The following is a 24,132-nucleotide window of genomic DNA, read 5'->3' on the forward strand; positions in this document are numbered from 1 at the left end:
AACAAACTACGGCTGGAAGCCGTCGGGCAGCAGCCGGGCCAGGGCGCGGACGGCGCGGTACTGGAGGGCCTTGATGGCTCCCTCGTTCTTGCCCATCGCGCGGGCCGTCTCGGCGACCGAGAAGCCCTGGAGGAAGCGGAGCACGATGCACTCCTGCTGCTCCGGGTTGAGCTGCTTCACAGCGGTGAGGAGCGCGACGTTGGTGATGTGCTCCACCACCGCCGCCTCCGGGCTGCCCTCCGGGCCCCGGTCCTCCCGGTCGGCGTCGAGCACGTCGCCGGTGGTGACCTCCAGCCGGTACCGGCCCGACTTGAAGTGGTCGGCGACGAGGTTGCGGGCGATCGTCACCAGCCAGGCGCCGAGGTCGCGGCCCTGCCAGGTGAAGCTGCCGATCCGCTTGAGCGCGCGCAGGAAGGTGTCCGAGGTGAGATCCTCGGCGAGTTGCCGGTTGCCGACCCGGAAGTAGACGAACCGGAAGACGGTGTCCACGTAGCGGTCGTAGATCAGGCCGAACGCCTCGGACTCGCCGGCCTGGGCCCGCTCGATCAGCGTCCAGACCTCGGTTGCCGGGTCGGACGGGTCCGGGCGGCTCGGGAAACCGGTCGGGGTGGTCGCGGTGGTGGCCGGCACCGCCGGGATCACCGCTGTCTCACCCGCCGCCGGGTCGGTGGTGACCGCCGGTGTGTCGCTTACCCGACGACCCTGCACAGGCATTGTGGGACGGGACGGTACGGCGACCCGGCCGCCGGCCGGCTTCGCGTTTCCACCGGGCACCGCGGGTCGCGGGGGTGGCTCGTTGTGGTGTGGCCGGCTGCGGATCCGCTGCGCCGCGCCGTCACCCCGCACGACGCCGCCGTGCTGTTCGTCCGATGGGGCACGGGCCGCTGGCCGCTCGTTGACGTGGGAGCGGGCGGGTTGACCGGTCAGGCCGACCGGGCGTTCCGCGTAACCGAAGGTGGTCACCGCGTTGCCCCCGTCCCGTCGGTCGCCGGGCGGGCCGGTCTAGCTCTCGTCGGGGCGAACCGACCGGGTGACCGGTCGGGCAGGACGGTCACGGGAGTTGCCGACGGGCGGCAATTCCCCTGGAGGTGCTGGTCCAATGCGCTCACAGGCACGGGGGCCTCCTCGGGCTGAGGGGTGTCGACTCACGGCAAATGGGGTGAGCCGACCCGAGTGATGATAGGGCCAACGTCACCCGCGCGTGGCAAGTCCGTTACACAAGGCGGAAGTATTTCCCGCTCCGTCGCACCGGTGGCGGACCGGTTGTCCGTCGTGTGCGATTGACTTTCCGTCGACCCGGTGTTCCAGGATGGATCCCCAGGTCGGAGGTGCGCGCCCGTTCGGCTGACAGGCCGCGCCGGCCGGCCGGACGGGGGCGGCCGAACTGCCGGTGGCCACCGTCGTGCGTCCCATCGACAGGACCTGATCGGATCGCCGGTGGCACACCGGACAGTCCCGTGGATGGGACTGTCGCGGTGTCGACCGCCGGGCGTGGCCCCAACCATCGGGCGTGGCCCGTCGCCGTCCGCTGTGCCAGACTCGATCACCGTGCAGGACGCCTCGGAAAGCCCCGCGCCGAACCTCGCCGACCGGGTCCGCCGGGCGGCTCTCGACCGCGCCGACCGGCCCGCGCTGCACTGGCGTGAGCACACGGTGAGCTGGTCCGAACTGGACGCCGCAGTGGACGCCGCCGCCCGCGGCCTGTCCGCCGCCGCGCCACCCACCGACCCCGGCGGTACGCCGCCACGCGTCGCCATCGCGCTGCCCAACACACCGGACTTCGTGATCGCCTGGCTCGGCGCCCTCCGCGCCGGCCTGGTCACCGTGCCGGTCAACCCCGGCCTCACCGCCCCGGAGCTACGGCACGTGCTGGCCGACTCCGGCGCGTCGGTGCTCATCGCCACCGACCACGTCCGAGGCCTGGTCGCCGACGTGGCCGTCGAACTGCCCGCGCTCGCCTCGGTGCACGGCACGCCACCGACCGCCGAGGCGCCCGGACCGGCGCCCCGCCCCCGACGCGGCGGCGCCGACCTTGCTGTACTGCTCTACACGTCCGGCACCGAGGGACGACCAAAGGGGGCGATGCTCTCGCACCAGGCGCTGCTCGCCAACCACGAACAGGTCGCGGGGATCGAGCCGCCGGTGGTCGGGCCGACCGACACTGTTCTCCTGGCGTTGCCGCTGTTCCACGCGTACGGGCTCAACTCGGGGCTCGGCGCGGTCGTGCACCACGGCGCGACCGGCGTGCTGCTCGACGAGCCGGGCCCGACGGCGGGGCTGGACGAGATCGCGCGGCACCGGGTCAGCGTGCTGGTCGGCGTACCGTCGATGTTCCTGACCTGGGCCGGTGCGGCCACGGCCCGCGCGGCGACCGCGTCGGTGCGGGTGGCGGTCTGCGGCGCGGCACCGCTCGAACCCGCTGTCGCGGCGCGCTTCACGGAGGTCACCGGGCATCAGGTGCACATCGGGTACGGCCTCACCGAGACCGCGCCGGTGCTCACCTCCACCCTGGTCGGCAGCCTGGCCAAGCCGGGTTCGATCGGCCGGCCGCTGCCCGGGGTGCGGCTACGCCTGGTCGGCGCCGACGGGGCGGACCTGTGGCGCGACGGGCTGGCCGTCCCCGACGACGACCCGGACGAGCTGGACATCTCCGACGTGGCACCGGGCGCCGACCCGGGGCAGATCGTGGTGTCCGGCCCCAACCTCTTCACCGGCTACTGGCCCGACGGTCGGGGCGGCCCGGACGCCGAGGGTTGGTGGGGCACCGGAGACATCGCGTACGCCGACGAGGACGGGGACCTCTTCCTGGTCGACCGGCTCGGCGAGTTGATCCTGGTCAACGGGTTCAACGTCTATCCGCACGAGGTCGAGCTGGTGCTCGCCGGGCACCCCGGGGTGGTCGAGTCGGCGGTACTGGGTGTGCCGCACCCGCGGACCGGCGAGACTGTGCGGGCGTACGTGGTGCCGGTGCAGGGCCGACCGGTGACCAGCGAGGAGTTGCTCGCCCACTGCGCACGGAACCTTGCCCGGTTCAAGTGCCCGACCGCTGTCGAGTTCGTCGACGCCCTGCCGCACTCGGCGATCGGCAAGGTACGCAAGACCCAACTCCGGTCGGCGACGCCGACCGACCGCACGGAGGTAACCGATGGCCAGTGACGCCCGACTCGCCCTGATCACCCGACCCGGCTGCCACCTGTGCGACGACGCCAAGGCGGCGCTCAACCGGGTGGTCGCGGTCACCGGCGACAAGTGGGTCGAGTGGGACGTCACCGGCGACGAGGGGCTGGAGCGGGAGTACGGGGACCGGCTGCCGGTGGTGATGCTCGACGGCAAGGAGCACGGCTACTGGCGGGTCGAGGAGGACCGGCTGCTGCGGGACCTGACCACGCCGCAGCTCTGACGGGTGCCTATGGTGCTCTGATGACCTCTGCGCCCCCGCACCTCGTCTGGGACTGGAACGGCACCCTGCTCAACGACCTCAGCCTGGTGGTGTCCGCCACCAACGTCGTGTTCGCGAGCCTGGGCGGGCCGACGGTCACCCCGGACGAGCACCGGGTGCGGTTCCGCAGGCCGATCGCCGAGTACTACGCCGAGGTGCTCGGGCAGGCGGTGGACGACGACGAGTTCGGCCGACTGGACAAGATCTTCCACGACGCGTACCGCACCGGGCTGACCACCTGCGAGCTGGCCGCCGACGCGCGCGCCGCCATGGCCGCCTGGCCGGGCAGCCAGAGCCTGCTCTCCATGTGGTTCCACGAGGAGCTGGTCCCGACCGTGCACACGTACGGGTTGACCGGCCACTTCACCCGCGTGGACGGGCTGCGGGCCACTGTCGGCGGCGGCCACAAGGCCGAGTCGCTCCAGCAGCACGTGGCCGAACTGGGCGTGGACGGCGCCTCGGTGGTGCTGATCGGCGACTCCATCGACGACGCGGACGCGGCGCTCGCGGTGGGTGGCCGTGCCGTGCTCTACACCGGCGGGTTCACCGACCCGGCCCGGCTGCGCGCCTCCGGTCACCCGGTGGCCGACACCCTCACCGACGCGGTGGCCCTGGCCCGGGAGGTCAGTTCCGCAGATAGGTGAGGACGGCCAGCACCCGCCGGTGCTGTTCGGTGTCCGGCGGCAGGGTGAGCTTGGTGAAGATGTTGCGCACGTGCTTTTCCACCGCGCCGTCGCTGACCACCAGGGCGCGTGCGATGGCGGTGTTCGAACGCCCCTCGGCCATCAGGGCGAGCACCTCGCGCTCGCGGGGGGTCAGCTCGCGCAGCGGGTCGTCCCGGCGACGCCGGGCGAAGAGCTGACCGACCACCTCCGGGTCGAGCACCGTGCCGCCGCCCGCCACCCTGCGCAGCGCGTCCAGGAACTCGTCGATCGCGGCCACCCGGTCCTTGAGCAGGTAGCCGATCCCGCCGCCGGCGCCGCCGGTGGTGGCGAGCAGATCATCGGCGTACGACACCTCGACGTACTGGGAGAGCACCAGGATCGGGGTACGCGGCACCAGCCGGCGGGCCTCCACCGCAGCCCGCAACCCCTCGTCGGTGTGCGACGGCGGCATCCGGACGTCGACGATCGACACGTCGGGCCGGTGCTCGACCACCGCCTCGACCAGGGCGTCACCGTCCCCGACGGCGGCCACCACCTGGTGCCCGCTCTCGGTCAGCAGCCGGACCAGCCCCTCCCGGAGCAGGACGGCGTCGTCGGCGATCACGATGCGCATGGCTGTGTTGTCTACCACGTCCGGCCCGTCGTACGGGCTCGGCGCGGTGCGGGACCGCTCACAGCGGCAGCTCGGCGCGGATCTCGGTGGGGCCGCCGGTCGGGCTGACCACCACCAGTTCGCCACCGGCGGCCCGGACTCGGTCGGCGATGCCGGCGAGCCCGTGCCCCTTCGCCAGGTGCGCGCCGCCCTGCCCGTCGTCGCCCACCCGCACCCGCAGGTGGGTGCCCTTCCGGGCCACGGCCACTGTGGCCTCGGTGGCCCGGCTGTGCTTGGCGACGTTGGTCAGCGCCTCGGACACCACGAAGTACGCGGTGTTCTCCACCGCCGGGTCGAGCCGTCCGGCCGGTGTGCCGAGCTGCGGGTCCACCTGGAGCTCGATCGGGATCAGCCCGCGGCCGGCGATCGCGGCCAGCGCGCTGGGCAGGCCCCGGTCCACCAGGATCGGCGGCGCGATGCCCCGGGACAGCGCCCGCAGCTCGGCCAGCGTGTCCCGGGTCTGGGTGACGGCCTCGTCGATGGTGCGGCCGGCCGCCTCCGGGTCCGAGGCGAGCTGCATCCGGGCCCGGCTGAGGTCCATTGCCAGCCGGACCAGGCGCTGCTGGGGGCCGTCGTGGATGTCACGTTCCAACCGGCGTAGCGCGGAGGCCTCGGCGGACACGGCGGCCCGCTTCTGCTCCTCCAGCACTGTGATCCGGTCGCGCATCTCGGCCACCCCGGTCAGCATCGCCTTGGCGAAGCTGGCCTGGAGCAGCGCGCAGCCCCGCACCACGATCGGCAGGGTGATCAGGAAGAACACCCCGAGCGCGGTGTACAGGCCGATCCGGGCGGTGGTCGAGTCGCCCAGGCCGAGCAGCTGCGCCAGGTCCTGATCACCTTCGCCATCGGCCCTGGGCAGGGCCCAGTCGTACGCCCAGTAGAGCGAGCCGGCGATCGCCGCGGCCCACCAGGACACCGTCACCACGAAGGTGCCCACCGCCGCGATCAGCCGCAGGATGCCGTGCGCCAGGTCGAGCCAGGACTGGGCGTCCCGCATCGGCACGAAGATCCGCCGCCAGGCGTTCGCGCCCGCCTCGGGCAGCCGGTAGTGCGGCCGGATCCGGGGCTGGTGGAGCACCGCGGGCAGCCGCAGCCGCTCGACGTCGGCCAGCCCACGGGCGGTGTACAGGGTGCCGCTGAGGATCGGCAAGCCGATCACAGTGACCACCAGGCCGATGCCGACCGCGAGGCCGACGATGAGGACGACGAAGCTGGCCACCGCCAGGGGCAGGCCGAGCAGCACGTACCCGGAGTCGACGAAGAGTTGGCGGGGGATGCTCGGTGCCAGCGTCGGTCGGTCGCTGGTGGCGGCAACGGCGGTCATGCTCAAAGGCTAGGCATCTGGGCTCGGCGTCCCCATCCCGAAACCCCGCCTCTCCTCCGTAGTGCTGCCCCTACCACCGCCTCTACCACCGCCGTGACGACCCCGGCGCGGGATTGGTCAGAGAAGTCGGGATTGAGCAATAATCGCCCGGGCGGTGAGCGGACCAGGCCGTTCAATCGATCTTGTGGAATGGAGGGGCTGGTGAGGTCGCGCCACGCAGCGACAAGATCGCGATTTGTGCACGTCTTCACAAGCGCCTACGCTGTGACTCCGACGCGCCCTGCTAGCACAGCCGGCAACCTCGGTCGCCAGCGGGAGTCCACAAACGGCCGACCAGCGGAGTTGGCCGAGGATCGCACCGCACGGAGTCTCATGAGTCAGCACCGTCACCCAGGCGCGCCCGGCCGCGCCGGTGCCGTACCGGCGCTCCCGGATCTGCCCGAGGCGACCGTCGCTCGGCTCCCGGAGTACCTGCGCGCGCTGCACAATCTCGCCGACGCCGGGCACGAGACGGTCTCCAGCGAGGGCCTCTCCGCCGCCGCCGGGGTCAACTCCGCCAAGCTCCGCAAGGACCTCTCCCACCTCGGCTCGTACGGCACCAGGGGCGTCGGCTACGACGTCGCGCTGCTGATCGAGCAGATCGAGTATGTGCTCGGGCTCACCCAACGCCGGGCGGTTGCCCTGGTCGGCGTGGGTAATCTCGGTCACGCTCTGGCCGGCTACGACGGCTTCGCCAGCCGGGGCTTCCGGATCGCCGCACTGCTCGACGCCGATCCCTCCCGGGTCGGTGAGGAGATCAACGGCCTGGTAGTCCGGCATGTTGACGACCTGCCGACGGTCGCCGCGGAGGAATCCCTCGCGATCGGCGTGATCGCCACCCCGGCCGCCGCCGCCCAGCAGGTCGCCGACCAACTGGTCGCCGTCGGCGTGACGAGCATCCTCAACTTCGCGCCGTGCGTACTCTCGGTTCCGGAGGGGGTCGACGTGCGCAAGGTCGACCTCGCCATCGAGCTGCAGATTTTGTCCTTCCACGAGCACCGCAAGGCGTCGCTGACCGCGCTGCCCGCCACCGGCGGGACCGCTCTCACCGCCCTGCCGGGCGGGTTCGCGGCCACCGACACCCAGGAGGCGATAGGCACGTGAAACTGCTCGTCGTCGGCGCGTCCTACCGGACCGCCCCGGTCGCCACGCTGGAGCAGCTGGCCGTGCCCCCCGCCGACCTGACCCGAACACTGGACCGCCTGGTCGCCCAGCCGTACGTTTCCGAGGCGGTGATCGTCTCCACCTGCAACCGGGTGGAGGTCTACGCCGCCGTGTCCGGTTTCCACGGTGGGCTCGGCGACGTCTGCGCCGTGCTGGCCGAGCAGGCCGGCAGCTCGCCGACCGCGCTCGCCAGCCACCTGTACGTGCACTACGACACCGCAGCTGTCGATCACGTCTTCCGGGTCGCCACCGGTCTGGACTCGATGGTGGTGGGCGAGGCGCAGATCCTCGGCCAGTTGCGTGACGCGTACCACTGGGCCACCGGCGCCGACTCGGCCGGTCGGCTGCTGCACGAGCTGATGCAGCAGGCGCTGCGGGTCGGCAAGCGCGCCCACGCCGAGACCGGCATCGACCGGGCCGGCCAGAGCGTCGTCACCGCCGCCCTGGAGCTGGCCGCCGGGCACCTCGACGGCGACCTCGTCGGCCACCCGGCCCTGGTGGTCGGCGCCGGTGCGATGGGTTCGCTCGGGGTGGCCACGCTGTCCCGGCTGGGCGCCGGGCCACTCACCGTCAGCAACCGGGGCGCCGACCGGGCCGTCCGGCTCGCCGAGTCGTACGGGGCGACTGCCGCGCCGATGACCGAGCTGGCCGACACCCTCTCCACAGTGGACATCGTAGTGGCCGCCACCGCGTCCACCGAACCGGTCCTCACCCGGTCGGTGGTCACCGCGGCGCTGGCCGAACGCGACCCGTCCCGGGGTCCGCTGGTCCTGCTCGACCTGGCCGTTCCGCGCGACGTCGAGGAGGGCGTCGCCGAGCTGCCCGGCGTCGAGGTGATCGACATCGACCGGATGGCGGCGCTGCTCGCCGACGGTCCGGCGGCTGCCGACGCCGCAGCCGTCGAACGCATCGTCCTCGGCGAGGTGGAGGGCTTCCTCACCTGGCTGCGCGGCGCAGACGTGGCACCCACAGTGGCCGCGCTGCGCGGCCGGGCCGACGACGTGGTCACCGCCGAGCTGCGCCGACTGGCCCAGCGTCGCCCCGACCTCGGCGACGACCTGCGGGCCGAGGTGGCCCGCACCGTGCACCGGGTCGTGCAGCGGCTGCTGCACCAGCCCACCGTCAAGGTCCGCCAGTTGGCCGCGGAGCCCGGCGGCGACCAGTACGCGGCACTGCTGCGCGAGCTGTTCGACCTCGAGGTGCCGCAGACCTCGCCGGTGGACACCGTCCCGGACGTGCTGACCCCCGACCTCGGCATGGCGCTCCCCGGCACCGACCCGGTGTCCGGAGCCGACGCCGCCGAGCCCACCCCACCCACCGGAGGTGCGCGATGACCGCCCCCCTGCGCCTCGGCACCCGGGGCAGCGCCCTGGCGATGGCCCAGTCCGGCCAGGTCGCCGAGGCGGTGACCGCCGCCACCGGCCGCCCCGTCGAGCTGGTCGAGGTGGTCACCGCAGGCGACCGCTCCAACGCGCCGGTGCACCGGCTGGGCGTCGGGGTGTTCGTCTCCGCACTGCGTGACGCGCTGACCGCCGGGACGATCGACTTCGCGGTGCACTCGTACAAGGATCTGCCCACGGCCGCCGCCGGTGGGCTGCACATCGCGGCGGTACCGGCCCGGCAGGACCCGCGCGACGCGTTGGTGGCCCGCGACGGCCGGACGCTCGCCGAGCTGCCGCCCGGGGCCACCGTGGGCACCGGAGCGCTGCGTCGGATCGCCCAGTTGCACGCCCTCGGCCTGCAACTGGAGGTCACCCCGATCCGCGGCAACGTCGACACCCGCCTGGGGCGGGTGCTCGGTCCCGAGGCCGACCTCGACGCCGTCGTCCTGGCCCGGGCCGGTCTGGCCCGACTCGGCCGGCTCGACGTGATCACCGAGTCGCTGGACCCGATGCTCATGCTGCCCGCTCCCGCTCAGGGCGCGTTGGCAGTGGAGTGCCGGGTCGACGACCAGGACCTGGTCGAGCTGCTCGCCGTGCTCGACCACGCACCGTCGCGTGCCGCGGTCACCGCGGAACGTGCGTTTCTGGCAACCCTGGAGGCCGGGTGCAGCGCACCCGTCGCCGCCTATGCCGAACTCGCCGAAGGCGAGACCGGCGATGAGATCTACCTGCGCGGGGCGGTGATCAGCCCGGACGGCACTCGTGACCTCCGGCTGTCCCGCACCGGAACGCCCGCCGACGCGGCGGAGATCGGTAAGGCACTCGCCGCCGAACTCCTCGACCTCGGCGCCGACTCGATCCTCGGCCACGAAGGACACACCGGCCCGGGGACCCAGCAATTTGGGAGCACAGAATGACCCGCACCCGTAAGCCCGTCGGCCGTATCGCGTTCGTCGGGGCTGGCCCCGGTGACCCGGGCCTGCTGACCCGTCGGGCCCACGACGCCCTGGTCGACGCCGACCAGGTGATCTACGACCGGGGAGTCCCGGAGTCGTTGCTCACCGTCGTTCGCGCCGAGGCCAGGGACGATGCCGAGTTCACCCCGGCCGAGGGCGCGCCGGGGGACGTGGCGAAGGTGCTGATCTCCGCGGCCCGCTCCGGGCTCAACGCGGTGCACCTCGTCGCCGGCGACCCGTTCGGGCACGACTCGGTGGTCAAGGAGGTGCAGGCGGTGGCCCGCACCGCCGCCCACTTCGAGGTGGTGCCCGGCGTCGGCCAGGCCGAGGGTGTGGCCACCTACGCCGGGGTCCCGCTGCCGGGTGTACGTACGGCCGCCGACGTCGAGGACGTCAGCGCGCTGGACTTCGAGGCGTTGGCCACGGCCGTCGGCCGGGGTTCGCTCGCGCTCGCCGTGGACGCCGGTGACCTCGCCGCCGTCCGCGACGGGCTGCTCGCCGCCGGGGTCGACGGCACCACCGGCGTCGGGGTGACCGGCGACGGCACCGGCGAGACCCAGTACACGACCACGTCGACAGTGGACAGCTTCGTGGCCGCCGCGCTCGGCTTCACCGGCCGGGTGGTGCTCACCGTCGGTGTCGGCGTGGGGCAGCGCGACAAGCTGAGCTGGTGGGAGAACCGCCCGCTGTACGGCTGGAAGGTGCTCGTGCCCCGCACCAAGGAGCAGGCCGGCGCGATGAGCGCCCGGCTGCGCGCGTACGGGGCGATTCCGTGCGAGGTGCCGACCATCGCGGTCGAGCCGCCGCGTACCCCGGCGCAGATGGAGCGGGCCGTCAAGGGCCTGGTCGACGGCCGGTACGCCTGGGTGATCTTCACGTCGGTGAACGCGGTCCGCGCGGTCTGGGAGAAGTTCGCCGAGCACGGCCTCGACGCCCGGCACTTCGGCGGCGTCAAGATCGCCTGCATCGGTGAGGCCACCGCGGACGCGGTCCGCGCGTTCGGCATCCAGCCGGAGCTGATCCCCGCCGGGGAGCAGTCCTCGGAGGGCCTGCTGGCCGAGTTCTCGCCGCACGACGAGATCCTCGACCCGGTGGGTCGGGTGCTGCTGCCGCGCGCCGACATCGCCACCGAGACGCTCGCCGCCGGGCTCACCGAGCGCGGCTGGGAGGTCGACGACGTGACCGCGTACCGGACGGTGCGGGCTGCTCCGCCGCCCGCCGAGATCCGCGACGCGATCAAGTCGGGCGGGTTCGACGCGGTGCTCTTCACCTCGTCCTCGACCGTGCGCAACCTGGTCGGCATCGCCGGGAAGCCGCACGCCCGGACGGTTGTTGCCGTCATTGGGCCCAAGACGGCGGAGACCGCGACGGAGTTCGGCCTTCGCGTCGATGTCCAGCCGCCGCACGCCTCGGTGCCTGACCTGGTGGAGGCGCTCGCCGCCTACGCCGTCGAGCTGCGGGAGAAGCTGGCCGCCATGCCGGCCAAGCAGCGCCGTGGCTCGAAGGTGCAGGGCCCGACCGCTCTGCGCTTCCGGTAGTCGTTCGAGGAGGGCCTGCCATGTCGTACCCCGAGATCCGGCCCCGCCGGCTGCGCCGCAACCCGGCGGTCCGCCGGCTGGTGTCCGAGACCCGGGTCGACCCGGCCGAGCTGGTCGTGCCGATGTTCGTCAAGGAGGGGCTGACCGAGCCCCGCGCCATCGGGTCGCTCCCGGGGGTGCTCCAGCACTCCCGGGACTCGCTGCGCAAGGCGGCGGCCGAGGCGGTCCAGGCCGGTGTCGGCGGGATCATGCTCTTCGGCGTGCCGGAGCAGCGGGACCCGACCGGCTCCGGCGGCATCGACCCGAACGGCATCCTCAACGTCGCCATCCGCGACGTGGTGGCCGAGGTGGGCGACGCCACTGTGGTGATGAGCGACCTGTGCCTCGACGAGTTCACCTCGCACGGGCACTGCGGGCTGCTCACCCCCGACGGTGAGGTCGACAACGACTCCACCCTGGCCGCGTACGCCGAGATGGCGGTGGCCCAGGCCGCCGCCGGGGTCGGCATGGTCGGGCCGTCCGGGATGATGGACGGCCAGGTCGGCGTGGTACGCCGGGCCCTCGACGCCGCCGGCTACCAGGACGTCTCCGTGCTGGCGTACGCAGTGAAGTACGCCTCCGCCTTCTACGGCCCGTTCCGGGAGGCGGTGGAGTCGGCGCTGGAGGGCGACCGGCGCACCTACCAGCAGGACCCGGCCAATCTGCGTGAGTCGCTGCGCGAGGTCGCGTTGGACGTCGCCGAGGGCGCCGATCTGGTGATGGTCAAGCCGGCGCTGCCCTACCTCGACGTGGTGTCGGCGGTGCGGGCCGCGGTCGACGTCCCGGTCGCCGCCTACCAGGTCTCCGGGGAGTACGCGATGGTCGAGGCGGCCGCCGCGAACGGCTGGATCGACCGCGAGCGGGTGATGCTGGAGACGCTCACCTCGATCAAGCGGGCCGGTGCGCAGGTCATCCTCACCTACTGGGCCGTCGAGGCCGCCAACCTGCTCCGTCAGCGCTACTGAGCGGCCCCGCCCGCACGCGGGCCCCGACGATTCGATCGCGCTGAAACAAGGAAATAGTGGCCTCGTCCTCAGGGGAGGCCACTATTTCCAGGATCGAGCACGATCATCGCCGGGCCCTGAGGATCAGGGCAGTTGCCCCGGGCGGTCGACGACCGCCATCTGGGTGACGGCAGTGCTCGTGTACGGCGACTCCTTGCCATCCCGCACGATAAGACGGCGGGTGCCGAGGTAGGCGTGGGTCTCCCGGTCGAAGATCAGGTCGATGTGTGCACCGAACACGCCCGGCGTCCGCAGTGCCACCCCCCGCCGGCCGGCCGCGTCCCGAATCTCGCCGGGCAACACTGTGGCCCCGGGCACCTGGGCCATGGCCTGGAACAGTGCACCGAGCGACTGCGGCGGCACGTACCCCTCAAGCATCCACATTCCGTCGCCGAAGATCGTCGCAGGGTCGTTGCGGATGGCCTCCAGGTCCGCGCCGGCGGGCAGATCCACTGGGATCGGGTGATCCCGCAGGTACTGCGCCATCTGCTCCGGCTCGGTGGGCAGGCCCTGGAAGTAGCCGGGCGGCGGCGCCAGGTGCGAGACGTTGTCGGTCCGCCACTCGTCGGGGCGGCTCTCCAGCCTCCGCCGCTGCTGCCAGGTGGGTTCGTCGCCGACCGGCACCCAGCGCTGGAGCCGCTCCTGGGTGTACGGGCCGGCATCCGGCCGATCCCGCGAGGTGAGTCGCAGTTCGATGAAGAGGAACTGGCCGGGGCGCGCCACCAGGTCGGGCTGCTGCCGGGCCGTATCCGCGGCGTCGGTCAGGATCTCGGCCGCGCTCGCCGTCGGTGGCGCGTCGTCCACCGTCTGCACCACCAACCCGCCGATGGTCAGCAGGGCGGCCAGCCCACCGACCCCGGCCAGGCGCCAGCCCGGCGTCCGCCACCGTGGGCCTCGGCGGGCTGCACGAACGGGAGGCGCGGTCGGCGCCGGGTCGGAGGTCTGGTTCGTGACGTGGTCCCGCAACTCGCCGAGGAGTCGTTCCTCGAAGTTGCCCAGTGGGGTGTGGGTCATGGTGATCATCCCTCCGATCAGACGAGTGCGGATTCGGACTGTGCGAGCGCGAGGCGTACCGCGCGGCGCGCCCGGTGCACGCGGACCCGGGCTGCGACCGGGGAGATGCCGAGCGCGTCGGCGGCGTCCGCCACGGACAGGCCGTCGACGGCGACGAGTTCCAACAGGGTGCGGGTGCGCTCCGGTAGGCCGCGCAGCGCCTGGTAGGTGCGGCGGGCCAGCGCCTCGGCGTCGATGCGTTCCTCGATCCGGGCGATGTCGTCGGCATCGAGCAGCCGTCGTCCCGCTATGCGACCGCTGGCCCGCAGGAGTCGGGTCGCCCGCCGATGTTCGGCCGCGATGACGTTGCGAGCCACGCCGAAGAGCCAGCCCAACTCGCTGCCCCGCTCCGGCCGGTAACCGGTCGCACTGTCAATCACCGCGAGGAACACCTCGGCCGTGAGATCGGCGGCAGTGTGGGGGTCGTCAACACGACGGGCGACGAACCGGCTGATCGTCTCGACGTGCCGCCGGTAGAACCGCTCGAACGCCTCGGGGTCCGCGCCGATGGCCGCCAGGCCATCCCCGCCTGGGCTCGGGATAGTCACAGGCCGTCCTCTCGTTGGCCGTCCTTACACCCCTTCATTGGCTCGGCGGCGGCACTGTGTTACGTCCCGGGGCAAGGTCATGCCGAAACGCGGATGTAGTGGCCTCCTGGTCCGCGGAGGCCACTACATCCTGGATCGAGCGCGATCACGCGCGGCTGAGCGGAAACCGTCAGTCGTCGTTGGTGATCGTTCCGGTCGCGAGTGGATCAGCCAGCCGCAGGCCGGGCACGCCGGCCACCAGCAGCGTCAACTTCTCGTCCGACTCCCGCTTGCGGTCACCGCGCACCGACACCGGGAACGCCACCGACGTCTGCCCGGCGGCCAACACCTTGCAGCCGGCGTACGGGTCGAAGTCCGAGCCCGCCTGCGCCGTGAGGCCGACGGTGGCGGCGCAGAGCAGCACCGACTGGGACAGCGGCCGGGACACGGTGGCGGTGAAGGTGAGCTGCCGGGTGCCCTGGTTGCCCTCGGCCACCGCCGTGTCGGCCACTGTCAACGACGCTCGGGACCGGAACCGGGCCACCTGCGGGTCGTGGTCACTGGAACCGCGTGACCCGTCACCGGCGAACTCCGCCGGCCAGTCGGCGTTGATGTGCGCTGCCCGTACCTGCACCAGGTCGCCGTAGAACGCGTCGTTGACGAACAGGTGGTCGAGTGTCTGCGCCTGCCCCTCGAAGCTGTACGAGTAGGCCGAGGCCGGCACGTCCGCGACGAGGTTGTCCCACAGGTTGTGCAGGCCCGCCTCGTAGAGCGGGGCGAGCTGGTCCGATGGCGTGGGCTGCTCGCCGGTGGCGATGGGATCGTCCGGGCGGGGGAACACGTTCAGGTCCCCGCCGTAGACCACCCGGGCGGTCTGGTCGGCCGCCTCGATCGCGGTCACAATCGCCGCGCCGTAACGCGCCTGCTCCCGCCGCTGCCCGACCCGGCTGTCCGGGCCGGAGGAGTAGTGGTTGCTGAGCGCGTACAGGGTGAACCGCTCGGTCGAGCCGGGCGCTGCGGCCACGCTGAACTTGCCCAACTGCGGGGCACGGGTGAAGACGTTGCTCCCGTCCCGACCGGTCGAGGTGTCCACATCCGCCGGCAACACCGCGTTGAGGGCCTTCGGGTTCTGCACGTCGGCGTTGGCCGGCAACCCCGCAGCCCGGTACTGGACGGTCGGTGCCGACCCCAGCAGGGGGTCCGCCGCCGTCGCGGCCGCCAGCGACACCCGGTCCGTGCGGTACAGGAAGGCCGCTGTGATACCGCGGGCGTCCGCGCCGGTCCGGTCATAGGCGGCGGCGTACGCGGGCCCACCGGCCGCCGCGACCGTCAGCGCCAACTCCTGGATGCTGTCCGGAGCACCATCGGCGTTGTTGGTGTCGCCGCAGCTCAGCGCCGCAGCGGAGACCGTGCAGATGTCCTGGTCCTCGGCCTCCTGCACCAGGATCAGGTCCGGTGCGTGCAGGTCGGTGACGATCTGGTCGGCGAGCGCGGCCAGTTGCTCGCGGTACTCCGCCTCGCTGCTTGGGACGTAGTCGAACGGCGGGTCGACGCCCACGCAGCCGGCGTTACCGGCGAAGTCGCAGCCGTCGAACGGGTCATCGCGGTAGTCGTACAGGTTCTCCACGTTGTAGGTGGCCACGGCCACCTCCTGCGACCGGTCGGCCGGCTTGGGCGGGTTGTTCTTCGACGGGTCGGCCCCGGCGGCGAACTCCGCCCGCTCGACCTGGACGCCGTACTTCTCGAACGAGTAGTAGACCCCGCCCACCGCGTCCGCCCGCAGCGTGTCGAAGGTGTGCGCCGGCGGGAGCAGCGCGGCGCTGTCCCCGGCGGTGGCCTTCACGCCCATGCTGCCGAGCAGCGTCCGCTGGCCGTTGCCGTCGTCGAAGAGGCGGGTCGGGTCGTTGTCCAGCGGGTGCGAATCCCGGAAGACCCGCCGGGAGTACGGGTCGGTGCGGTCCAGCAGCGGGTCGTCGCGGTCGACCACCCACAGCTCCGCGTCGGCGGTGGAGGAGAAGACGTCCCGGCCGCTCACCGCGCCGCTGCCCGCGCGTACCCGCATCCGGGAGCCCTCGTGCCGCTCCCAGAAGCGCTGCGCGTCGGTCAGCACTGCCGGCGGCACCGCGTCGGCCACCGCGACCGCGGTGTCCACGACCAGCCCACCGCCGATCCGGCGGACCAGCGACGCGCCGGAGAGCTGGGTGAAGTTGAAGTACTCCGACACCCGGGCCCGCAGCACCACCTCGTCGCCGACCGTCGGCACGTAACCGCCGATCAGCGAGGTGAACGTGCCCATGAACACGAAGATGCCGTCGGAGCTGGTCGGGTCGCCGTCGGTGTCACCGACACGGCTCTGCAGGAAGAAGCCGTGCTGCTCCGCCCCGGCCGAGGTGCGGGCCAGGGTCAACTGCGTGATCACGCCGCGTACGTCGTACAGCGTGCTGCTCGTGCCGTTGCCGCTCGCCGGTGCGAGCGGTGACCGGTCGCTCGGACCGGACTCGGTGTCGGTGGTCGGACCCTGCACCTCGCCGACGGTCAGCTCCCGGGTCACCTGCACGGCGAGCGCGCAGCTCGCGGTGCCACCGCCCGTGTCGGTCGCGGTGAGGGTGACTGTGTACGCCCCGGCGGCGAGGTCGGCGCTCACGCCGACCGTGGCGCGGGCGGTGCCGCCCGCCCCGTCGGCGGGGGTGAACGCGGTACGGGTGATCGAGCCGGAGGTCGGGCTCGGGCTGATCGCGGTCACCGCCAGGTCGACGATCGTGTCGTCGAGGTCGGCGGCGGTCACCTCGCGGCTCGCGGCCGTGCCGGCGGCGGTGACCAGCGGCCCGCCACAGGTCAGCGTGGCCGGCACGTCGACCGGGCCACCGCCGTCCACGGTGTGCGCGCCCAGCCCGTCGAACGTGTCGACGGGGAAACCGGCCCACTGCGTGGCGGGGTCGAACGCGTCCGACGGGTCGGTGTCACCGGCGGTCACGTTCGGCAGTCGGCGCAGTGTGTTGTCAGCGGTGCTGGTGACGCCGGCGCCCCACTCGGTGCCCGGGTCGACGCCCACCTGGCCGATCGAGTCGAGCACTGTGGTGCCCCGGCGCAGCACGATCGCGTCGTCACCGTTGAAGAGGCTCGCCCCGGTGGTCTGGTCGGCCTGGGCGAGGATGGCGGCCCCGGCCGAGGCGCTGGCGAACACGAACGCGTCGCCGGCCGCCACGCTGCCGGTCAGGGCGATCGTGGTGGCCGTGGTGGAGCCGTTGAAGTAGAGCTGCAACTGGTAGCCACCGGCCGCCAGGTCGACGGCGGCGCCCGTGCCGTTGAACAACTCGATCGCCTTGTTGTTCGACGAACCCTCGACGTACTCCGAGATGAACAGGTCGGTGGGTGCGGCGCTGGCCGCGGTGGGTGCGACGCCGAGCGCCGTGACGGTCACGGCGGCGGTGGCGGTCGCGAGCGCGGCGATTGAGCGGCGCGGGCGCATAGGGCCTCCACGATGGGTGGATGGGGGTCAACGCACGTTAAGGTGCGCGACTGTCCACCGTCCATCCCCTAATGGACAGTTTCGTGAATTTCTCAGCGCGGCGGATCGAGGCGGTGCACCAGCTCAGCGACGTCGACGCTGTATTCGCACCAGTCCCGGTCGGGGCGGTAGCCCAGCTCCGCGTTGACCTTCAACATCGCCTCGTTGGCCTGCGCGTTCCAGGTCTGCACCTCGATCAGCTCCGGCTCGGCGGAGCGCAACTCCAGCAGCATCCGGGCCTTGATCGCCCGATCGATGCCGTAACCCCGGTGATCCTGCGCGACGATCGTGTCGTACTGGTCGGCGCGGGTCGGGTGCTGCGCCGGCACCACCACCTCGGTCAGGCCGGCCACCTCGCCGCTCTGGTCGTGCCGGGCGAGCACGATGTACGGCTTCATGCCCCGCCGGTGCAGCGTGTCGAGGCTGTCCCGCAGCCGCTCCGGGTCGTAGGAGCTGGGGCGCAGCTCACCGTCGTCGACGTCGCGCACCTCGGCCTTGGCCCGCGCGTACGCCTCGATCAGGTCGTCCGGCGGCCCGCCCGGAAAGAACTGCAGCTGGTAGCCCGCGCTGATGCCGGTGGCCATCTCGGCCAGCTCGGCCCAGTCCACCGCGGTCAGGTCGAGCACGCTGCGCGTCTCCACGTACTCCCGGTTGAAGCCGAGCGACTCGTAGAACCCGACCGCCGGCGTGTCGCCGACGACCTCGACCCCGATCGACTGGAAGCCCTCCTGATAGACCCGGCGTGCGGCGCGCAGCACCAGGTCACGGCCGAGGCCGGTGCGCCGGGCGGACGGGTGCACCAGCACCTCGAGCACGCCGATGTCACCCAGAAGGAGTACGTGCACCTGGCCGATCACCTCGCCCGTGTCGCCCGGGGCGGTCGGCTCGGCCTGGGCGATCCAGGAAATCCGCCGCTCGCCGGGCATCACCTCGGCGAGGTACTCCCGCAGCGAAGCCTCCCGCCAGGGCGGATCCTGCGGCAGATCGGCCGCCAGAACCGCGTTCAGCGTGGCCAACAGCGACGCGATCTCGGCGGACGACGCGGTCCTGGGGTCCCACTCGCGCACCATCACCCGTCTAGCTTGCCGCTAACAGAGGCCCGGGGGAAGTGTCCAGTTCTCCAACGTATCGAGACGATCACTTCATGACCGACTGGCCCGTCCGTACCGGTTCGCGGTGTCGTAGACGTCCTGGGCGTACCGCCGTACGTCGTTGTAGGAGAGGATCGCGTTCCACCAGTCGCCCGCGATGCTCAGGTTTCGGCCGCCCTTGCAGAGGTAATTCCCCGCTGCCAGGGCGGCGTCGTCCAGGTCGTGCGGGTCCTTGCGGCCGTCGTTGTCCGCGTCCGCGCCGATCTCCTGCCAGGTGGTCGGGATGAACTGCATCGGCCCGATGGCGCGGTCGAGGGTCGAGTCCCCGTCAAGCGCCCCACGGTCGGTGTCGATGATCCGCATCCGACCCTCCTTCCCGTCCAGCGGCAGCCCGATGATGTTGGGCACCGCCTTGCCGTCCTGCCCCAACCGCGCGCCGTTGGCCGAGCCGTGTCCCGATTCGACCTGACCGATCGCGGCCAGCGTGGTCCAGCTCAGCGCACAGCTGCGGTTGGTCTGGGCGAGCACCAGTTCGGCGTAGCCGTACGCCTGCATGGCGACCGCCGGGACGCCGACCTTGGCACCGACCTGCTGCGCCCAGCCGGCCAGGGCGTCCGACGGTCGGCCACCGATCACCGACCCGGTCGGCAGCCCGTTGCCGGGCAACCCGCCGGTGGGCAGCGGCAGGGTCGGCAGCGGCCCGGTGGGCAGCGGGCTGGTGGGCAGGCCGGACGGCAGCCCCGGCGCGGCGATCCCGCTCGGCGTGGCCGAGGCGTCGACCGCCACTGGGCGCGGTGCGCGGATCGCGGCCGGTACGAGCAGCGCTCCCGCCGCTGCGGTCGCGGCCACCAGCGCCAGCAGGAAGACGCCCGGCAGGGTCAGTCGACCGCTCGGCCGGCGCGCCCAGGCGCGGGTCGCCCGGGCTGCGGCGGCCGCCGCCCGGCGCGGCGGCAGACGTACCGCGTGCGCGAACTGCACCCGCCGCCGGCGGGCCGGGTCGGACGCCGGCACGACCGGGATCTCATCCACAGTGGTCTTCGCCGGCCCCGCGGCACCGGTCTTCGCGTCGTCGGCTGGCGTGTCGGCGCTCGACGCCCCGGCTGACTTCGACGCGGACGAGCCGCTGGCGCTGCCGTCCGCCTTCGAGGCATCGGCTTTCGCGTCGTCGGCTTTCGCGGCGTCGGCCTTGGGGGCGTCGGCCTTCGCGTCCTCGGCCTTGAGGGTGTCGGTCTTCTGGTCCTCGGGTTTTGCAGCGTCGGCCTTGAGGTCCTCGGCTTTACCAATCTCGGCCTTCGCGGCCTCGGCCTTGGGTGCCGCGGCCTGGGGGGCGGCTGCTGGGCTTGCGGCCGCCGGGACGGGTTCGGCCGGAACCTTCGTGCCGGTGGCGCTCGCGTCCGGTTCGGACCCGGCGGAGTCGGACGCGGTGGGCTTGGCCGCTGGCGGAGCCGGCGCGGTGGCCGCTGGCGTGGTGGCTGGCGGCGTGGTCGGCGCACCCGCGGAACGCCCGCTCAGCCAGGGGCGGCGGGGGCGGGGCACCTTGCGCACCGGGTCGGGCGCAGCCCCTGAGCCTTCGAGCGGCCCGTCCAGCGGCGCGGCCGGTCGTAACGGTTGCACACGCGTGTCGTCCTCGCCGTCCACCACCTGTCGAGTATCACCCATGCTCCGCGAACCGCCAGATCCACGTACCCTGGGTGCCATGCCCCGGTACGAGTTCCGCTGCCGCGCCTGCGGCGACACCTTCGAGGTCAACCGTTCGATGGCGGCGGCCGGTGAGCCGGCCAGCTGCCCACAGGGACACGCCGACACGGTCAAGCTTCTTTCCGCGGTCGCGGTCACCGGCCGCAGTGGTGGTGCCGGTGGTGCCCCGGCACCCGCTGGTGGTGGTGGCTGCTGCGGCGGCGCCTGCGGCTGCTGATCGGGCCAATTCGGCGCCGCCTGGTGGGCCGGCCTTGCCGGGAGCGGGTCCGAGTGGCACGTTGAGGCGGCACTTGCCCGGCCGTTCTCACGATGTGTGATCGTTCGGATTCAGGCAGCATGAACCCGACGTCACGGGCGGAGGTTCCTCGCATGTCGCCACGGATCCAGCTCCCGAGCGGTTGGGTGACCTTCGTATTTACCGATATCGAGGGCTCGACCCGGCTGGCTCAGCTGCTCGGCCCGGACTACCGCCCGGTGCTCGCCGAGCATCGACGGCTGCTGCGCTGCACGCTGGCCAGCACGGGTGGCGCGGAGCTGCTGACCGAGGGCGATTCGTTCTTCCTGGCCTTCGAGGAAGCGACCGCGGCGATGACCGCGTGCCTGACCGCCCAGCGGGCACTGTCCAGCCACGACTGGCCCACCTCCGAGGCCGCGCCCCGGGTGCGGATGGGCCTGCACACCGGCTATGCCGAGCCACGCGACGGCGAGTACGCCAGCCCCGAGGTGCACCGGGCTGCCCGGGTGGCGGCCGCCGCGCACGGCGGGCAGGTGCTCTGCACCGCGTCCACCGCACGGCGGGCCGAGCCGATGCCGCCGGGTGCGACTCTGCTCGACCTGGGCCTGCACCGACTGCGCGGCTTCGACGACCGGGAACGACTGTTCCAACTGGTCGCCCCGGGTCTGGAGCGGCAGTTCCCCCGGCCCCGCACCGCCGACGCGGTGGCGCACAACCTGCCCACCCAGGTGACCTCGTTCGTCGGCCGGCAGGCCGAGCGCATCGAGTTGGGCCTGCTGGTGCGTCAACACCGCCTGGTCACCGTGCTGGGCGCCGGCGGCGCGGGCAAGACCCGGCTCGCGGTGGAGCTGGCCAGCGGAGTTGTCGAGGCGTACCCGGACGGGGTCTGGTTCGTCGACATCGCCTCGGTGACCGACCCGGGGCTGGTGGCGTTCGCCATCGCCGCCGTGCTCGGCCTGCGTCCCGAGCCGGGCCGGCCGATGCTGGACACCCTCGTCGAGTACGCGGCCGGCCGCCGGATGCTTGTCGTACTGGATACCTGCGACACCCAACCGGCCGCCTGCGCAGAGGTGATCGCGCGTCTGCTGTCCGGCGGGGGCGGCGTACGGGTGCTGGCCACCAGTCGCGAGTCGTTCAGCCTGCCCGGCGAGGTGGTGTGGCGGATTCCGCCGCTCTCGGTCGACCCGCGGGCGGACGGTGCGGAGAGCGACGCGGTGGCGCTGCTGCTGGACCGTACGGCGGCGGCGCGCGGTGGTCGGCAGCCCGACCCGGCCGAGTCCGCCGACCTGCGCCGGGTCGTGCAGCGGTTGGACGGTCTGCCTCTCGCCATCGAGTTGGCCGCCGCCCGGCTGCGGGTGCTCTCCGTCGGCCAGCTCGCCGAGCGGCTGGACGACGTCCTCGGCACCCTGGACGCCGGCCGGGAGGACCCGGATCCGCCGCCGGTGGAGCGGGGTTGGTCCGGCAACCAGCAGGACACCGTGGACCTGGTCGCGGCGGCGGCCGGGGCGTCACCGCCCACGCCGGCGAGCCGAGCGGTGCAGCGCTCGGCCACCGAACGACATATGACCATGCAGGCCACCGTCACCTGGTCCTACCGGACGCTGGGGCCCCGGGCCGCCCGCCTGCTGCGGTGGCTGGCGGTCTTCGCCGGCCCGGTGGATCTGGCGACTGTGGAGTGGTTGCTGGGTGACGATCCGCTGGATCCGCTCTCGGTCCTGGTGGACAAGTCGATGGTGTTGGCCGAGCCGCGTGCCGCCGGCAGCACCTACCGGATGCTCGACCCCATCCGGGCGTACGCGGCGCGGCGGTTGGCCGAGGCGGGTGAGGAGCAGGCCGCTCGGGACCGGCACGTGGCCTGGTCGGCGCACGCCTTGGACCGGGCCCACCTGGGCCAGGACGGGCGGCCGGTGACGCTGTCGTTGTATGCCCTCGATCCACTGGCCGGGGAGCTGCGCGCCGCGTTGCGCTGGTGCGCCACCGGCGGCAGCGCGCGTGCCGGTCTCGGTCTGGCGGGTGGGCTGGACCAGTGGTGGCTGGAGCGGGGCCTGGCCCGGGAGGGCCGGCTGTGGCTGTTCCGGCTGTACGGGCGGATCGCCGAGACGGGGGAGCGGATCCCGGAGGCGGAGCTGGCGGCGGCGTACCACATGCATTCGCTGCATGCCAGCGCCGACGGCGAGTTCGCGGAGGAGCTGCGCTACTCCCAGCGGGCGGAGGCGGCGGCCCGTCAGGCCGGCGACGCCGGGTTGTTGGCCCGGGTCCTCGCCGGCCGGGCGGCGCCGCTGGTGGACATGGGGCAGTTCGTCGAGGCCGAGCGGGTGTGCCGGGAGGTCATCGACTGGGCGCACGGGCAGGACGTCGTCGGCGAGGCGCTGTTCGCGGTGTTCAGCCTGGCCGAGCTGCTCTGGCGGCGGGGCGCCCTGGAAGAGGCGGCCGAACTGCTGGGCGCGGTACGTCCGGTGGAGGCGGTCCGGCCCGTGGAGCGGGGCCGGCGTTCGGTGGACATGCTGCTCGGCATGGTCGCGCTGGCCCGCGGCGACGTGATCGCCGCACACGAGCATCTGCTGGTGGCGTTGCGCTCCCGGATGGGCCACGGCTACCACGGGCGGGCGTGCGACACCTTGAACGCGGTCGCGGTGCGCTGCGCGATCGGCGGGGAGCGGTTGACCGCCGCCCGCCTGTTCGGGGCCGCGCAGGCCACCCGGGCGAGCATGCGTGCCACCCCCGGCATCTTCGGCGGTTACTGGGCCGAGCAGCAGGGGGAGTTGCGCGCGGTGCTGGGCGACGCGGCCTTCGACGACGCGTACGGCGAGGGTGCGGAGCTGGGGCTGGACGAGGCCGCGGCGCTGGCACTCGACGTGGAACACCCGGACCTGGCGGCGGACTCGACCCGCTTCAGCACCGGCCTGTCCCAACCAACCCCCCGCCGTCCCGCCGACCCCGACCGCCATCCAGCCACCCGAACCGAACGCGCCTAACCCACCCCACCCCCTGCCCTGCCCCGCCCCGCCCTGCCCTGCCCCACCCCGGCGATCTTGCACTTTCTGTCGTGAGATAACGGTCCCAAAGCGGCAAACCGACAACCGAAAGTGCAAGATCGCGCGGTGCGGGCGCGGCGCGGCGCGGGCGCGGGTGGGGTGGGGTGGGGTGGTGGGGGTGGGGGTGAGGGGTGGGGTTAGTTGGTTGTGGCGTTGGCTTCGGCTTGGGCCTTCATTCGGGCGGCGCGGTCGATGTCGGCCTGCTGGACGGCCGCTACCGAACCGAAGATGCTGACCGCCTGGTAGTAGGTCCAGGCCAGGCTGTAGCAGGCCGGCCGTACGACCGAGTTGTACGTGGTGCAGACGCGCTTCAGGTCCTCGTAGAAGGCACTGTCGAGGCGGGACTTGTTGGCGGAGAACTGGCCGACCGCCTTGTAGTTGCGGTAGCCGAAGTCGTGCCGGTAGCAGCCCAGGTTGAAGGTGAAGCCGAGCGGGTTGTCCGGGCTGGACGAGCAGTAGTCGGTGGACCAGTTGAAGTTGTACTCGGCCCAGGGTGCCCGGTTGACCCGGGCGCTGTTCCACGAGTTGTAGCTGGACGCGCTGGTCTGGGTCCAACTGGACAGCACGGAGAGCCGTTGGGCGGGGGTGACGGCGGCGGCGGGGGAGGCGATGGCGAGGGTGGCGAGCAGCGCTAACGCGCCCGAGGCGATCAGGGTGGCGAGACGTCGGGGCACGGGTTACCTCCGCGGGGGTGAGCGGGTGGGACGGAAGTTACCGGCGGGTTACCGGATGTCGATGAGTGTCGATCAGCTGATCAACTAGGCGGTATGCGCATCGCCAACT

Annotated in this window: 19 protein-coding genes; 10 read left to right on the plus strand and 9 right to left on the minus strand. The window is 72.6% G+C overall.

The window, feature by feature from the left end; translation table 11 throughout:
• Positions 1-6 precede the first annotated feature (6 nt).
• A complete protein-coding gene (locus FB453_RS12880; RefSeq protein WP_091403551.1) occupies positions 7-963 on the minus strand; it encodes an ECF subfamily RNA polymerase sigma factor, BldN family in 957 nt (318 codons plus the stop codon).
• A gap of 585 nt (positions 964-1,548) precedes the next feature.
• Between FB453_RS12880 and FB453_RS12885 the strand changes: the two genes are divergently transcribed.
• Genes FB453_RS12885 through FB453_RS12895 form a run of 3 tightly spaced genes read left to right on the plus strand, consistent with a single transcriptional unit; the run spans position 1,549 to position 4,083 of the window.
• Positions 1,549-3,156, plus strand: coding sequence for an AMP-binding protein (locus FB453_RS12885; protein ID WP_486480252.1), 1,608 nt, complete (start codon positions 1,549-1,551; stop codon positions 3,154-3,156).
• Positions 3,146-3,400, plus strand: coding sequence for a glutaredoxin family protein (locus tag FB453_RS12890; protein ID WP_145790139.1), 255 nt, complete (start codon positions 3,146-3,148; stop codon positions 3,398-3,400). The genes FB453_RS12885 and FB453_RS12890 overlap by 11 nt, the downstream gene beginning before the upstream one ends.
• 20 nt (positions 3,401-3,420) lie before the next feature.
• Positions 3,421-4,083 (plus strand): HAD hydrolase-like protein, encoded by a 663-nt coding sequence (locus FB453_RS12895; RefSeq protein ID WP_145790141.1) that lies wholly within the window; start codon positions 3,421-3,423, stop codon positions 4,081-4,083.
• On the opposite strand, the gene FB453_RS12900 is transcribed toward FB453_RS12895, so the two are convergent.
• Both FB453_RS12900 and FB453_RS12905 read right to left on the minus strand, forming a co-directional pair.
• A complete protein-coding gene (locus FB453_RS12900; RefSeq protein WP_030329744.1) occupies positions 4,064-4,717 on the minus strand; it encodes a response regulator transcription factor in 654 nt (217 codons plus the stop codon). The genes FB453_RS12895 and FB453_RS12900 overlap by 20 nt on opposite strands.
• Positions 4,718-4,775: 58 nt before the next feature.
• Complete coding sequence (locus FB453_RS12905) at positions 4,776-6,080, minus strand: sensor histidine kinase (protein ID WP_145790143.1); 1,305 nt, start codon at positions 6,078-6,080, stop codon at positions 4,776-4,778.
• Between the two features lie 372 nt (positions 6,081-6,452).
• Between FB453_RS12905 and FB453_RS12910 the strand changes: the two genes are divergently transcribed.
• From FB453_RS12910 to hemB, 5 genes are read left to right on the plus strand one after another with little or no spacing between them, the layout of a single operon-like run.
• Positions 6,453-7,223 carry a redox-sensing transcriptional repressor Rex gene (locus FB453_RS12910; protein WP_091402715.1) on the plus strand — a complete coding sequence of 257 codons (771 nt, stop codon included), beginning with the start codon at positions 6,453-6,455 and terminating at the stop codon, positions 7,221-7,223.
• A complete protein-coding gene (locus FB453_RS12915; RefSeq protein ID WP_112605228.1) occupies positions 7,220-8,617 on the plus strand; it encodes a glutamyl-tRNA reductase in 1,398 nt (465 codons plus the stop codon). The genes FB453_RS12910 and FB453_RS12915 overlap by 4 nt, the downstream gene beginning before the upstream one ends.
• Entirely contained in the window at positions 8,614-9,582 is a 969-nt protein-coding gene (gene hemC / locus FB453_RS12920) for a hydroxymethylbilane synthase (RefSeq protein ID WP_112605225.1), read from the plus strand. The genes FB453_RS12915 and hemC overlap by 4 nt, the downstream gene beginning before the upstream one ends.
• A complete protein-coding gene (locus FB453_RS12925; protein ID WP_112584249.1) occupies positions 9,579-11,159 on the plus strand; it encodes a bifunctional uroporphyrinogen-III C-methyltransferase/uroporphyrinogen-III synthase in 1,581 nt (526 codons plus the stop codon). The genes hemC and FB453_RS12925 overlap by 4 nt, the downstream gene beginning before the upstream one ends.
• A 20-nt stretch (positions 11,160-11,179) precedes the next feature.
• Entirely contained in the window at positions 11,180-12,163 is a 984-nt protein-coding gene (gene hemB, locus FB453_RS12930) for a porphobilinogen synthase (protein WP_112584250.1), read from the plus strand.
• Positions 12,164-12,286: 123 nt separating this feature from the next.
• On the opposite strand, the gene FB453_RS12935 is transcribed toward hemB, so the two are convergent.
• From FB453_RS12935 to FB453_RS12955, 5 genes are all read right to left on the minus strand, one after another.
• Entirely contained in the window at positions 12,287-13,216 is a 930-nt protein-coding gene (locus FB453_RS12935) for a CU044_5270 family protein (protein WP_145790145.1), read from the minus strand.
• A gap of 17 nt (positions 13,217-13,233) precedes the next feature.
• A complete protein-coding gene (locus tag FB453_RS12940; protein ID WP_222431342.1) occupies positions 13,234-13,803 on the minus strand; it encodes a sigma-70 family RNA polymerase sigma factor in 570 nt (189 codons plus the stop codon).
• A 169-nt stretch (positions 13,804-13,972) separates the two neighbouring features.
• Positions 13,973-17,251: a lamin tail domain-containing protein gene (locus tag FB453_RS12945; RefSeq protein WP_145790147.1), complete on the minus strand. Its 3,279-nt coding sequence runs from the start codon at positions 17,249-17,251 to the stop codon at positions 13,973-13,975.
• 92 nt (positions 17,252-17,343) lie between these two features.
• Positions 17,344-18,360, minus strand: a complete 1,017-nt coding sequence (locus FB453_RS12950) for a GNAT family N-acetyltransferase (RefSeq protein WP_145790394.1) — start codon at positions 18,358-18,360, stop codon at positions 17,344-17,346.
• A 72-nt stretch (positions 18,361-18,432) separates the two neighbouring features.
• Complete coding sequence (locus FB453_RS12955; RefSeq protein WP_145790150.1) at positions 18,433-20,040, minus strand: lytic transglycosylase domain-containing protein; 1,608 nt, start codon at positions 20,038-20,040, stop codon at positions 18,433-18,435.
• 37 nt (positions 20,041-20,077) lie between these two features.
• Between FB453_RS12955 and FB453_RS12960 the strand changes: the two genes are divergently transcribed.
• Together FB453_RS12960 and FB453_RS12965 are read left to right on the plus strand one after the other, a co-directional pair.
• Positions 20,078-20,296: an FmdB family zinc ribbon protein gene (locus tag FB453_RS12960; protein WP_145790152.1), complete on the plus strand. Its 219-nt coding sequence runs from the start codon at positions 20,078-20,080 to the stop codon at positions 20,294-20,296.
• 152 nt (positions 20,297-20,448) lie between these two features.
• Positions 20,449-23,289, plus strand: coding sequence for a winged helix-turn-helix domain-containing protein (locus tag FB453_RS12965; RefSeq protein ID WP_145790155.1), 2,841 nt, complete (start codon positions 20,449-20,451; stop codon positions 23,287-23,289).
• Positions 23,290-23,486: 197 nt separating this feature from the next.
• On the opposite strand, the gene FB453_RS12970 is transcribed toward FB453_RS12965, so the two are convergent.
• Complete coding sequence (locus FB453_RS12970; RefSeq protein ID WP_145790157.1) at positions 23,487-24,023, minus strand: phospholipase; 537 nt, start codon at positions 24,021-24,023, stop codon at positions 23,487-23,489.
• Between the last annotated feature and the right edge of the window lie 109 nt (positions 24,024-24,132).

This window comes from Micromonospora sp. CNZ322, assembly GCF_007827755.1.